At 67.5% G+C, this 12443-nt stretch carries 15 protein-coding genes; 7 read left to right on the plus strand and 8 right to left on the minus strand.

The features are described 5' to 3' along the window. Positions 1-130 precede the first annotated feature (130 nt). Entirely contained in the window at positions 131-712 is a 582-nt protein-coding gene (locus SOM18_RS10915) for a ClpP family protease (protein ID WP_031393666.1), read from the minus strand. Positions 713-748: 36 nt separating this feature from the next. On the opposite strand from SOM18_RS10915, the gene SOM18_RS10920 reads away from it, so the two are divergent. Both SOM18_RS10920 and brnA read left to right on the plus strand, forming a co-directional pair. Beyond that, the gene (locus SOM18_RS10920) at positions 749-1084 is read left to right on the plus strand and encodes a BrnT family toxin (protein WP_081874214.1); all 336 of its coding nucleotides are present in this window, start codon (positions 749-751) and stop codon (positions 1082-1084) included. Beyond that, positions 1062-1346 carry a type II toxin-antitoxin system BrnA family antitoxin gene (brnA, locus tag SOM18_RS10925; protein ID WP_197976043.1) on the plus strand — a complete coding sequence of 95 codons (285 nt, stop codon included), beginning with the start codon at positions 1062-1064 and terminating at the stop codon, positions 1344-1346. The genes SOM18_RS10920 and brnA overlap by 23 nt, the downstream gene beginning before the upstream one ends. A gap of 2 nt (positions 1347-1348) precedes the next feature. Here the strand turns inward: brnA and SOM18_RS10930 are convergent, their stop codons facing one another. Genes SOM18_RS10930 through sdhC form a run of 4 tightly spaced genes read right to left on the minus strand, consistent with a single transcriptional unit; the run spans position 1349 to position 4168 of the window. Then, entirely contained in the window at positions 1349-1636 is a 288-nt protein-coding gene (locus tag SOM18_RS10930; protein WP_031393663.1) for a hypothetical protein, read from the minus strand. Then, positions 1636-3438, minus strand: coding sequence for a succinate dehydrogenase flavoprotein subunit (gene sdhA / locus SOM18_RS10935; protein WP_320481643.1), 1803 nt, complete (start codon positions 3436-3438; stop codon positions 1636-1638). Before sdhA ends, SOM18_RS10930 begins: the two co-directional genes overlap by 1 nt. After that, on the minus strand, positions 3438-3824 hold the full coding sequence (sdhD, locus tag SOM18_RS10940) for a succinate dehydrogenase, hydrophobic membrane anchor protein (RefSeq protein WP_031440117.1): 387 nt from the start codon (positions 3822-3824) through the stop codon (positions 3438-3440). The genes sdhA and sdhD overlap by 1 nt, the downstream gene beginning before the upstream one ends. Beyond that, positions 3824-4168, minus strand: a complete 345-nt coding sequence (gene sdhC / locus SOM18_RS10945) for a succinate dehydrogenase, cytochrome b556 subunit (protein ID WP_031393660.1) — start codon at positions 4166-4168, stop codon at positions 3824-3826. Before sdhC ends, sdhD begins: the two co-directional genes overlap by 1 nt. Before the next feature lie 321 nt (positions 4169-4489). Here sdhC and SOM18_RS10950 point away from each other — a divergent pair, with 321 nt between their 5' ends. From SOM18_RS10950 to SOM18_RS10965, 4 genes are all read left to right on the plus strand, one after another. Continuing rightward, positions 4490-5833 carry a methyl-accepting chemotaxis protein gene (locus tag SOM18_RS10950; RefSeq protein ID WP_031440118.1) on the plus strand — a complete coding sequence of 448 codons (1344 nt, stop codon included), beginning with the start codon at positions 4490-4492 and terminating at the stop codon, positions 5831-5833. 21 nt (positions 5834-5854) lie between these two features. Then, on the plus strand, positions 5855-7246 hold the full coding sequence (locus SOM18_RS10955; protein ID WP_200874018.1) for a methyl-accepting chemotaxis protein: 1392 nt from the start codon (positions 5855-5857) through the stop codon (positions 7244-7246). 65 nt (positions 7247-7311) lie between these two features. Beyond that, on the plus strand, positions 7312-8016 hold the full coding sequence (locus SOM18_RS10960; RefSeq protein WP_320481645.1) for an SDR family oxidoreductase: 705 nt from the start codon (positions 7312-7314) through the stop codon (positions 8014-8016). Beyond that, complete coding sequence (locus SOM18_RS10965; protein ID WP_320481646.1) at positions 8006-8956, plus strand: 50S ribosomal protein L11 methyltransferase; 951 nt, start codon at positions 8006-8008, stop codon at positions 8954-8956. Before SOM18_RS10960 ends, SOM18_RS10965 begins: the two co-directional genes overlap by 11 nt. A 388-nt stretch (positions 8957-9344) precedes the next feature. Here SOM18_RS10965 and phhA read toward each other — a convergent pair whose 3' ends face one another. After that, positions 9345-10220 (minus strand): phenylalanine 4-monooxygenase, encoded by an 876-nt coding sequence (phhA, locus tag SOM18_RS10970; protein ID WP_031440123.1) that lies wholly within the window; start codon positions 10218-10220, stop codon positions 9345-9347. A gap of 22 nt (positions 10221-10242) precedes the next feature. On the opposite strand from phhA, the gene SOM18_RS10975 reads away from it, so the two are divergent. Further along, a complete protein-coding gene (locus SOM18_RS10975) occupies positions 10243-10908 on the plus strand; it encodes a TIGR02117 family protein (RefSeq protein ID WP_320481647.1) in 666 nt (221 codons plus the stop codon). A 148-nt stretch (positions 10909-11056) separates the two neighbouring features. On the opposite strand, the gene SOM18_RS10980 is transcribed toward SOM18_RS10975, so the two are convergent. Both SOM18_RS10980 and SOM18_RS10985 read right to left on the minus strand, forming a co-directional pair. Continuing rightward, on the minus strand, positions 11057-11335 hold the full coding sequence (locus SOM18_RS10980; RefSeq protein WP_031396071.1) for a hypothetical protein: 279 nt from the start codon (positions 11333-11335) through the stop codon (positions 11057-11059). After that, positions 11336-12340: a glycerophosphodiester phosphodiesterase gene (locus tag SOM18_RS10985; protein WP_320481743.1), complete on the minus strand. Its 1005-nt coding sequence runs from the start codon at positions 12338-12340 to the stop codon at positions 11336-11338. Positions 12341-12443 lie beyond the last annotated feature (103 nt).

Here is a 12443-nt window from a genome sequence, read left to right on the forward strand (position 1 = left end):
AGCGGTCCGTCCGTGGTGTGATGACAAGGTTGTCAGAGCCGATACATGACAGGGGCCCTGCCCGCAAATCCTTAGCTTCGCGGGTGCAACATGAGTCATATGTGGGGCGGGGCACGGACCGCCGCAACCGTCAGATGATGTCGAGGATCAGCCCGAGATCGCGCGCTTCCTCCGCCTCGATATACCAGTTGGACGGCGCCTTGGCCTTCAGCTCCTCGATATCGACCTTGGTACCGCGGACGAGATCCCGAAAGCCCTCTTCCTGGATGTTGATCGAATCCTCGATCTCGTGGAGCTTGGCCTTCAGCGTATAGGACAGCGCGTTGAGCGGGCCGTTGAGCTGGATCGTGCTCGTCATCTGGCGCTCATGGATCATCAGGCGGCTGTTGCGCGTGAGGAAGCGGCTGTCGGCGGGAAAGGCCGACATGAAGGTGGCGCCCGCCGAATAGACCGCGACCTTGCCGAGGAACAGCGTCTCGCGATCGGTATATTCGCGCAGCAGGCGGATATGGTCGCCCATCGCGCGCGCCATTTCGGGGTCGCCGCCGAGCGTGGTGATCGAGACGACGAGCGGCCCCTCGGTCGGCGCGGCCGCGACCTGCGCCTTGAAGCTGTCGTACATCGCGTCGTCGACGGGGCCGTGCAGCTGGACATGGGGGACGGCGAGCAACGGATAGTTGCGCGCGTTCGAAGCGGGGGAGGTGTCGGTCATGCGCGGGCAAACTTACCGCGGTATCGCGCGGTTCCGATGTCGTCCGCAAAAGACCGGGAGTATAGATTCTATACCGAAATTGCGGTAGAGTTGGCCATGTTCGAATTCGACCCGGACAAGAGCGCGGCCAACGCGGTCAAGCACGGGATTGATTTCGTCGAAGCTCAGGCGCTGTGGGGCGATGACGAGCGGATCGTCGTCGGATCGGCCCAGCGCCATGTGGGCGAAGACCGGCAACTGGTGATCGGCCGGATCGGCGATCGCCTGTGGACGGCGATCGTCACCGATCGCGGTACGGCGACCCGGATCATCTCGGTTCGCCGCGCGAGAGATTATGAGGAACTGGCTTATGAACGCGCCCGCACCGGCTAAATCCGTGCTGCACAAGGCTATCTCAGCCGACGAACTCGACCGGCGGTTTGACGAGGGCGAGGATGTCAGCGCGTATTTCGACTGGTCCAGCCCACGCAAGCCTGCGCTGGAGGCCAAGCGCGTGAACGTCGATTTCCCCACGTGGATGGTAGAGAGTCTCGACGTGCAAGCCCGCAAGCGTGGCGTCACGCGTCAGGCGCTCATCAAGATGTGGCTGGCAGATCGTCTGGAAGCGGCAGCGAATGCGCCCGCCGCCCCCTGAGGTCAGACGTCCCGGTCGAGTGCCGGATCGGCCTGTCGCTTGTGCTGGAGGATCCAGCCGACCAGGCCGCCGGGGACGCCGCCGGCGAGCGAGAAGAGCGCGAAGAAGGTGATGGCGATCTTCTGCGGGTCTTCGCCGGGGGCGCGCGTTTCGATGCCGTAGATATAGATCGCGGTGCCGATCGCGACGATCGCCGGCCAGAGAAAGCCGGCGATCATCGGCGGGAACCGCGTCAGCAGCCCCACCGCGACGGGCACAAGGAACCCGATCGCGATGATGGCCCAGATCATCAATAGACCCGCTTCTTGGGCTTGATGTAGTCGACGTCGTCGGTGAGCGTGTAGTCGTGCACCGGGCGGAAATCGATCTTGGTCTGACCGCCCTTGCCGCCCCAGCCGTCGAAGGTGGTGATGGTGTGCTTCATCCAGTTGGCATCGTCACGCTCGGGGAAATCCTCGTGCATGTGCGCGCCGCGCGACTCGGTGCGGTTGGCGGCCGAGTTCATCGTGACGACGGCCTGGCCGATCAGATTGTCGAGCTCCATCGTCTCGACCAGATCGGTGTTCCAGATCATGCTGCGATCCTTCACGGCGACGTCGGTCATCCGGTTGTAGATGCCCGCCATCTTCTCGACGCCCTGGTTGAGCAGTTCGGTGTCGCGGAACACGGCGCAATGCTTCTGCATCGTCTGCTGCATGTCGAGACGGATCTGCGCGGTCGGCGACCCGCCGCTCGCGTTGCGGAACGTGTCGAGACGCGTGAGCGCGAGATCTTCCGACTCCTTGGGCAGCGGCGCGTGCGCGGTGCCGGGCTTGAGCGTGTCGCGGATCCGCAGGCCGGTCGCACGGCCGAACACCACGAGATCGATCAGGCTGTTCGAGCCGAGACGGTTGGCGCCGTGAACCGAGACGCAGGCGGCCTCACCGACCGCGAACAGGCCGGGGACGACCGCGTCGGGGTTGCCGCCGACGAGGTTGACGACCTCGCCGTGGAAGTTGGTCGGGATGCCGCCCATGTTGTAATGCACGGTTGGCGTGACGGGCAAAGGCTGGCGCGTGAGATCGACGCCCGCGAAGACCTTGCCGGTCTCGGTGATGCCGGGCAGGCGCTCTGCCAGAACCTTCGGATCGATGTGATCGAGGTGCAGGAAGATGTGGTCGCCGTTCTTGCCGACGCCGCGGCCTTCGCGCATTTCGAGCGCCATCGAGCGGCTGACGACGTCGCGCGAGGCGAGGTCCTTCGCCGACGGGGCATAGCGCTCCATGAAGCGCTCGCCCTCGGAGTTGGTCAGGTAGCCGCCCTCACCGCGCGCGCCCTCGGTGATGAGAACGCCCGCGCCGTAGATGCCGGTCGGGTGGAACTGGACGAACTCCATGTCCTGGAGCGGCAGCCCGGCGCGGAGCACCATCGCATTGCCGTCACCGGTGCAGGTGTGCGCCGAGGTCGCCGAGAAATAGACGCGGCCGTAACCGCCGGTGGCGAGCACGGTCTGGTGGCTCCGGAAGCGGTGGATCGAACCGTCTTCCATGCACAAAGCGATCACGCCGCGGCAGACGCCGTTCTCCATGATCAGGTCGAGCGCGAAATACTCGACGAAGAAGTCCGTATTGTACTTCAGGCTCTGCTGGTAGAGCGCATGGAGCATCGCGTGGCCGGTGCGATCGGCGGCAGCGGCGGTGCGCTGGACCGGGGGGCCCTCGCCCATGTTCTGCATGTGGCCGCCGAACGGACGCTGATAGATCGTCCCGTTCTCGTTACGGCTGAACGGCATGCCGGCATGTTCGAGCTCGTACACCGCCTGCGGCGCCTCGCGGCACAGATATTCGATCGCGTCCTGGTCGCCGAGCCAGTCGGAACCCTTGACGGTATCGAACATGTGCCAGGTCCAGTGATCCGGCGAGTTGTTGCCGAGCGACGCGGCGATGCCGCCCTGGGCGGCGACGGTGTGCGACCGGGTCGGGAAGACCTTGGTGATGCACGCGGTCTTCAGCCCGCTCTCGGCGATGCCCATCGTGGCGCGCAGGCCCGAGCCGCCGGCCCCGACGACGACCGCATCATAGGTATGATCGATGATCTTGTAGGCAGCTGACATTACGCAGGAGCTCCGGAGAAGGCGACCTTCAGGATCGCGAACAGGGCGATGCCGCCCAGCGTGAAGGTGAACAGGTTGAGCAGGATCATCGTCACGACGCGGCTTTCGCCGTGCATGTAATCCTCGATCACGACCTGAAGACCGAGACGGAAGTGGTAGAAGACCGACAGGATCAGCAACGCCATCGGGATCGCCGCCCAGGACGACTGGAGCCACAGATGCACCGAGGCATAGTCATAGGCGGGCATCCGCGCGACCGCGACCATCAGCCAGGCCATCAGGAAGATGTTGGCGCCGGCGGTCAGCCGCTGCTGCCACCAATGCTGCGTGCCGTGCTTGGCGCTGCCCAGACCGCGGACGCGGCCGACTGGCGTACCCGAACCCATTACTTCATCCCCATGTAGAGCCAGAAGGCGACCGTCAGCAGCGTGCTGGCCAGGATCGTCGCGCGCGCACCCATACGGTTGCGCTTGAGTTCGAAACCGGCGCCGGTGTCCATCACCAGATGGCGGATGCCCGTCATCATGTGCTGGAGCAGCGACCAGGTCAGGCCGATGCCGATGACATAGCCCAGAATGTTGAGCCCGCCCGTATCGGTCGTGAACACGTCGACAAAGGTCGCATAGGCCTGATCCCCCGACGCGATCGCGGCGAGCCACCAGACGAGCAGCAGGCTGCCGACGGTCGCCATGCCGCTGCCGGTCGCGCGGTGCAGGATCGAGACCAGCATGTGCGGGCCCCATTTATAGACCTGCAGATGGGGAGAAAGCGGGCGTGCCGGGTTGCGCGATGCCAAGGGCTGTGTCCTCGAGTACGAAGGGCGAGTAACGAACGGTTTGCCGGTCTATTAGACGCCATGTGCTGCGATGCAACCCATCGCCGCCCGGCTTGATAACCCAGGGCAATGCACAGGGGCCGCCGGACGGTTGGTCGGGCGGGGCGGCGGGCGCCCCCTGCCCCGCGGCATCGATCCCTAACCTGGCCTTAAGGAATCACCGTTAGCGCTTGCCGGGCAACGCGATCCGGAGTTTACCCTTTGACCTCACTCGACATGCCGGCCCCCGGGTCGATCGCCATCCAGATCGACCTGGCCGCACGGCTGCGCGCGTTCGACTTTGACGGCTCGCTCGCGGCGGCCAGCCGCGAGCTCTGGGCGCTGATCGAACCGCATGTCGTCACGATCTCCCAGGCCTATTGGGAACAGTGGCAGCGCTGTTTCAGCAACGAGCGGATCTGGTCGCCGCACGAGGCCGACGCGATGATCGAGGTCGGCTGCAATTTCCTGCGCGACCGCTTCCTCAACACCAATGCGCGCGGCTGGGTCGAATCGGTCGAGCGGTCGGTCGCCGCGGCCTATGCCGCCGACGTGTCGCCGATGGCGCTGCTGTCGATGATCAGCGCGAGCGACCGTGCCGCGCTCGGCGTGCTGATGCAGAGCGTGGCGCGCGACAATGACCGACTTTCCTTGTATATCGACACGCTGATGAGGCTGTCGGCGCTGGAAGGTGAGATCACCGTGGCGATCTATACCAAATATCGCAACTTCTCGGCGCAGGGCGCGCGCGACACGCTGGCGGTCGAATTCCGCGACGGAATCGCGACGATGGTCGAGACCGCGACCGACGAGGGGCATGTCCTGCGCGAACAGGCGGTGCGCAGCTCGGCCTCGACCCGCGCGGTGCTGGGCAAGGCGAGCGAGGTGGCCGCCGCCGCCGAACAGTCCGCGGTGGCGATGCGCGAGGCCGCGCAGACCGCCGCAGGGCTGATCCGCGCGATCGAGGATGCACGCAGCGAGGTCGAGGCCGCGGCCGAGATCGCCAATCGCGCATCCGCACAGGCGACCGACGCGGTCGGCATGTCCGAGGCGCTGAGCGATCACGCCAAGTCGATCGAGTCGATCCTGGGGCTGATCCGAGACATTGCCGGCCAGACCAACCTGCTCGCGCTCAACGCGACGATCGAGGCGGCGCGCGCGGGCGATGCCGGGCGCGGCTTCGCGGTGGTGGCGCAGGAGGTGAAGAGCCTCGCCAGCCAGACCGCGCGCGCGACCGACGACATCGCCGCCAAGATCGCCGCGATCCAGTCGGCGACGCGCGGCACGGTCGCGACCAATGCGAGCATCAAGGCGACCGTCGCGGAGGTGCAGGACAGCGCCGACCGGATCCGTCACGCGATGGAGGCGCAGGCGCAGACCGTCACCGCGATCACCGCCGCGGTCGACGAGACCGCGCTCGCCGCCGATTCGATGTCGACGACGATCGCGGCGATCAGGGCGGATACCGAAATGGTGGCGACCGAGATCGACGGCGTCGGCCGGGGCTTCGACATGCTCGACAGCCGGCTGAGCAATCTGAAGACCAGCGCGGGCGTATTCATCGCGAAGGTGGCTGCATAACGGAGGGCACAAGGGGGGAGCATGACCGCGCCGATCGACCGCATGAGCAATGGCGTGCCACACGGCACGCTGGACTGGGGCAATGATGGCCGGCCGCTGTACGAACGCGTGCGCGACTATGACTGGGACGGCGCGATCGGGCCGAGCTGCGCGACGCTGACTGCGATGCTGGATGCCGCCGACCACCGGCTGATCGCGGAGACGTTCTGGCGGCATTACCTCTCGCTCGAGAGCGCGCTTCATGTCCGGCCTGCCTTCACCCCCGAGCGACTCGAGCGCAGCATCGTCGCGAGCGCGGACTATGTCCGGCTGAAATATCTCTCCCCCTATGACCTGGCGTGGCGGGACATCGCGATCGACCATGCGGTCCAGTCGCGCAAGGCGAACATCCCGCTGCCCGCCTTGCTCGCCGCGCTGGCGTTCGCGCACAGCGTCACGCTCGGGCTGATCGCCGAGCGGGTCGGGACCGACACCGCGTCGATGCGGATGCTGGGCGACGTGATCCAGCGGCTCGCGCTGATCGAGGCGGACATCATGGCGTCGCATCTGAGCGCGTCCGATGCCGAGGCGGCGCGGATCGCCCGCAGCGCGCGGGCGGCGGCGTTCCGTGAGAGCATCGCGACGTCGATCGAGGACACCGCCGAGCTGGGCGCGCGGATCCGCGTCCAGGCGATGGGCGCGTCGACCTCGACCCGCAGCGTGCTGGGCAAGACGAGCGAGGTCGCCGCCGCCGCCGAACAGTCCGCGCTGGCGATGCGTGAGGCCGCGCACACCGCCTCGGGACTGATCTGTGCGATCGAGGGCGCGCGGATCGAGGTCGAGGCGGCCGCCGAGATCGCCAACCGCGCGTCGGCACAGGCGACCGACGCGGTCGGGATGTCCGAGACGTTGAGCGCGCATGCCCAGTCGATCGAATCGATCCTGGGTCTGATCCGCACGATCGCGGGGCAGACCAACCTGCTCGCGCTCAACGCGACGATCGAGGCGGCGCGCGCGGGCGATGCCGGGCGCGGCTTTGCGGTGGTGGCGCAGGAGGTGAAGAGCCTCGCCAGCCAGACCGCACGCGCGACCGACGACATCGCGACCAAGATCGCCGCGATCCAGGCCGCGACGCACAGTTCGGTGACGACCAGCGTCGGCATCCGCACGACCGTCGGCGAGGTCCAGGACAGCGCGCTGCGGATCCGCCAGGCGATGGACGCGCAGGCGCGGACCGTCGCGTCGATCACCGCCGCGGTCGACGAGACCGCGCTGGCCGCCGACACGATGTCCGCGACGATCGACATGATCCGCGGCGATGCGGAGGCGGTCGCCAACGAGATCACGCTGCTCGGCCAGGATTTCGGGCTGATCGACGACAAGCTGAGCGTGCTGCGCGGTGCCGCCGACGGGTTTTCGTCCAGCGTCGCGTGAGCGACCTCACCGCTGTGCAATCGGGCAGGTGACGGACCCTTACCGGGCGCGCTAAGGCCCCGGGCATGACCATCCTACTCACAGGGTCGAGCCGGGGCATCGGCGCGGCCATTCACCAGGCGCTGACCGACGCAGGCGCCACCGTCATCGGGCACAAGAGCAGCAACGGGGGCAGCGCGAGCGGGCTCCCCGCCGACTTTGCCGATCCCGCCGGGCCGACCGCGCTGTGGACCGCCGCGCTGGAACAGGCGGGCGGCACGATCGACGTGCTGATCAACAATGCCGGGGTGTTCGAGGCGAGCCCGCTTGAGGATGCGGACTGGACCGCTCAGTGGGAGCGGACGATGCGGATCAACCTGACCGCGTCCGCCGAACTGTGCCGGCTCGCGGCGCTGCACTGGCAGGCGCGCGGGTTTGCGGGCCGGATCGTCAACATCGCCAGCCGCGCCGCCTATCGCGGCGATTCGCCCGCGCACTGGCATTATGCCGCGTCGAAGGCGGGAATGGTGGCGATGACCAAGACGATCGCGCGCGGCTATGCCCGCGAGGGGATCCTCGCCTTTGCGATCTGCCCCGGCTTCACGATGACCGGGATGGCGGAGGAGTATCTGTCGAGCCGCGGCGGTGATGCGCTGCTCGCCGACATTCCGCTCGGCAAGGTGGCGGACCCCGCCGAAGTCGCCTCGGTCGCACGCTATTGCGCGCTCGAGGCGCCGGCCTCGATGACCGGCGCGGTGATCGACGTGAACGGCGCCAGCCATGTCCGCTGAGAGCTGGAAACTCACCCTCCCCTGCACGCGCGCAGAGGCGGAGGCGATCGATGCGAGCGGCGATCTGGGCGACGCGATCCCGGGCGACGCGGTGCTGATGACCACCGAGGAGATCGAGGACGACGTCGAGTCCTGGCGGCTCGATGCGTATTTCGAGCATGAGCCGGGCGCCGACACGGTCGCGGCGGTGCGCGCGCTGGTGCCGAGCGCGACGGGGGCCAGAATCGCGGTCGAGCGGCTGGCCGCGGCGGACTGGGTGACGATGAGCCAGGCGGGGCTCGAGCCGCTGTCGGTCGGGCGGTTCTTCGTCCACACCCGCGCGCATGCCGACGCGGTGCCCGCGGGCAAGCGCGCCTTCCTGATCGAGGCGAGCCGCGCGTTCGGGACGGGGCATCACGAGACGACCAGCGGGTGCCTGGCGATGCTCGACGGGCTGACGGATGCGGCTTTCGCCAACGTCATCGATATCGGCACGGGGACCGGGCTGCTCGCCTTTGCCGCGGCGCATCTGTGGCCCGAGGCGGCGGTGATGGGGACGGATATCGATCCGGTCTCGATCGAGGTGACGCAGGAGAATGCGGACCTGAACGGCGTCGCGGGGATCGACCTGGTGGTGGCCGACGGGACGCTCGACGACGCGATCGTCGCGCGCGCACCCTATGACCTGGTGATCGCGAACATCCTGGCGGGGCCGCTCGTGTCGATGGCGCCCGAGATCGCGTCGATCGCCGATGCGGGGGCGACGATCGTGCTGGCGGGGCTGCTCGAGACGCAGCGCGCGGGCGTGGTTGCGGCGTATGAAGCGTGCGGGTGCTCGCTGGAGGCGGTCGACCGGCGCGGGGACTGGAGCGTGCTGCGGCTGCGCGCGGGGGCGACGCGGTTCGTGGCGGACGGGCCGTTCGATCCCAAGGGGCGCGACGGGTGGGCGCTGGATATCTGATCCTGCGGTCGCCCTGTTCCCCCGCGCGCCACCCCGGCGGAGGCCGGGGCCCAATAGGGTGAACCTTCGCGCACGAATCGCACCGCTATCCCGATTGGGCCCCGGCCTTCGCCGGGGTGGTTTGTGGGTGAGGCTGCGTTCGGTTCGACGAGGTGATACGGCCGGGCGTTGGATATCTTGGAGCGCCTCCCCAGGACGCCTGTTCCCCCGCGAAGGCGGGGGTCCAGACTGGGCCCCCGCCTTCGCGGGGGAACATCGGGGCGTGGCCTGCGCCTCGCCTCACACCCGGCACCACCCCGGCGGAGGCCGGGACCCAGTTGGGTGAACCTTCGCGCATGAATCGCACAGCCTTCCCAACTGGGCCCCGGCCTTCGCCGGGGTGGTGGCTTTATGCGGCGCGTGTGGATTTGGCGTTCGCATAGTCCTGCGTGCCTTGGGTCAGTACGGCGTCGCCGGGTTCGATCCGGGCGACGGGGATGTCGGGCTGGGCCTTCAGCTCCTCGTACAGCGGTGCGAAATCGGTCTCCACCGTCAGGCGGAGCAGTTCGTCGAAGCTCGGGATGACGAAATAGTTCTGCTGGAAATCGTCGATCCGGTATTCCGTCCGCATCACGCGCGCGAGGTCGAGCGCGATGCGGTTGGGGCTGGGGTCGTCGAGTGCGAAGCGGGTTTCGGCGAAGCTCGAGACGATGCCCGAGCCGTAGATGCGAAGCCCCTCGGGCTCGGCGATCAGGCCGAATTCGACCGTGTACCAGTAGAGCCGGCCGAGATATTTGAGCGCGTCGAGCCCGAGCGCGCGCTGGCCGCCGCGGCCATAAGCCGCCAGATAATCCGCGAAGACCGGGTCGGCGAGCATCGGCACGTGGCCGAACACGTCGTGGAAGACGTCGGGCTCCTGGAGATAATCGAGCTGGTCGGGACGGCGGATGAAGTTGCCCGCGACGAAGCGGCGATTGGCCATGTGATCGAAGAACACGTCGTCGGGGACGAGGCCGGGCACCGCGACGACCGACCAGCCGGTGAGCTTCATCAGCCGTTCGGACAGTTCCTCGAAATCGGGAATGCCGGGCTTCGAGAGTTTGAGCACATCGAGCCCGCGCAACCACGCGTTCGAGGCGCGGCCGGGGAGCAGTTTCGACTGGCGCGCGAACAGCGTGTCCCAGGTCGCGTGATCCTCGGCGGTATAGCTCGACCAGTTCTGCGGGATCGTCCAGTCGGGTGCCCCTTCGGGCGGCGTGCTGAGCACGTGCGTTTCTTCTAGCATGGCCATCGTCTAGCATGACCGAATGACAACGGAAACGCGCTGGATTCATTGGTCGTTAAGGATCCTTGCGGTCGTCCTCGCACTGGCTGCGAGCTATGCGGTGGCGGGACTGGTCGGCGGGGCGATCCCGACCAACCGCGACTGGCGCCCTCCCCCGCGCGGCATACGCATCTTCGTCGAGAGCAACGGGGTGCATAGCGGGATCATCGTGCCGAAGGTCGCGGCCGGGGTGGACTGGCGCGGGTTTGCCCGGCCCGGCGACCTGCGCGACCCGCGTTATGCCGCGTCCGATCACCTGGCGATCGGCTGGGGGGAGAAGGCGTTCTTCCTCGAGACGCCGACCTGGGCGGACGTGAAGCTGCGGACCGTGCTGGCGTCGGCGACCGGCAGCGACGCGGTGCTGCTGCATGTCGAGCATCTCGCCGCGCCGGTGCCGGGTGGCGATGTGCGCGCGGTGATGCTGAGCGAGCGCGAGTATCGGCGGCTGGCGGGGTATATCGCGGCGACGATCCGGCCGGGGGGGCGGTCCTATCCGGGCTATGCCGGTTATGACGCGTTCTACGACGCGCGGGGGCATTATAGCGGGGTGGCGACGTGCAACGCGTGGACGGGGGATGCGCTGCGGTTTGCAGGCGTGCGGGTCGGGTGGTGGACGCCGTTTCCGGCTACGGTGATGTGGTGGTTTTGAGCTGAGATTCCAGCGATTTCCTGCCTACCCACCCCGGCGGAGGCCGGGGCCCAGTTGGGGGACGTTGCTGACTGAGGGCAGCGCTAGGTTACCTCCGTTTCCCAACTGGGCCCCGGCCTTCGCCGGGGTGGTGTTTTTTTTGGGGCTATCACTCCCCCGCGCGATACCCCTGATATTGCCCGCATTCGCCGCGCCGGGGGTCCTTCCTGCAGCGTTTGGCGAGTTCCTTGCGCTGCTTGCCCTCCTCGGCCTCCTGCTTGCGCATCTTGCGGCCGTAGTTGCGGTCCGATTCCTCCTGGCTGGTGGTGGTCCAGTCGACCGCCTTGCCCGCGACCTGGAACGGCGCCTTCACGATCGACGTCGCGGTGCTGATGCAGCCTGCGGTCATCAGGGGCAGGATCGCCAGAACGGGAAGAACCTTACGCATCTACTTCACTCCCGCGCGCAGCCGATCGCGCGCCTGCGCCCCGTATAGCGGAAAATCGGTGAAGAATCCGTCGATACCTTGCGCGAGCCCGGCGTCGATCTCCGCGTCGATGTCGGCGTGCGCGGCGGGGTCGGTGCCGCGACGGAAGCGGTCGGGGACGAACATGTTCTCCGCGCGGTAGGTCCAGGGATGGACGCGCAGCCCCGCCGCATGCGCGTCGGCGACGAGCGGCGACGGCGTCGTGCCCGCCCACAGCATGCCCTTGTTCGGGCCGATGCCGTACGCATAGCCCGCCACCGCCTTCAGGCCCGCGGGCGTGATCATCGCGGCATAGCTAGGCTGCGCACCGTCCGCGGGACCGCCCTCACCGTCGATCAGCTGGATCAGGCGCACCCGCGTCACCGCGTGGAGGCGCTGGAGGTTCTTCACCTCGAACGACTGGATGAACACCGGTGCCGTCGCCGAATCCCACCCTGCCGCCTTGAGCTGCGCGACCAGCAGCAGGTCGGTCGGATGGCCGATGCCGGCGAAATAGGTCGGATGCTTGGTCTCGGGATAGATGCCGATCGTGCGGCCCGTCTCGGCGGAGCGCCGCTTGGCGAGCGCGATGATCTCGGCGAGCGTCGGGATCTCGAACCGGCCGTCATAGGCGGTGTTGGCGGGGCGGAGTTTCGGCAGCCGCTCCTTCGCGCGCAGCGTCTTCAGTTCGGCGAGCGTGAAATCCTCGACGAACCAGCCGGTGAGACTCTGCCCGTCGATCGTCTTGGTCGTGCGGCGGCTGGCGAATTCGGGATGGTCGGCGACGTCGGTCGTGTCGGCGATCGCGTTTTCGTGCCGCGCGACGAGCACGTCGTCCTTCGTCGGTACCAGATCGGGCTCGATGAAGTCCGCGCCCTGGTCGATCGCGAGGTCGTAGGCGGCGAGCGTATGTTCGGGCCGGAGCCCGCTCGCACCGCGGTGCGCGATCACGATCGGGGGTGTCGAGGGAGGATTTTTCGGTGTCATCGCAACAGATTGCCCGCCGGCGACGCCAAGTACCAGCGCGGCGATTCGTGAGAGCCAATCGCAATAGGAAACCATTCGACGCATCGGCGTTCAGTCCTCATAT

The sequence above is a fragment of the Sphingomonas sp. CFBP9019 genome, assembly GCF_034045155.1.
Classification (GTDB): domain Bacteria; phylum Pseudomonadota; class Alphaproteobacteria; order Sphingomonadales; family Sphingomonadaceae; genus Sphingomonas; species Sphingomonas aerolata.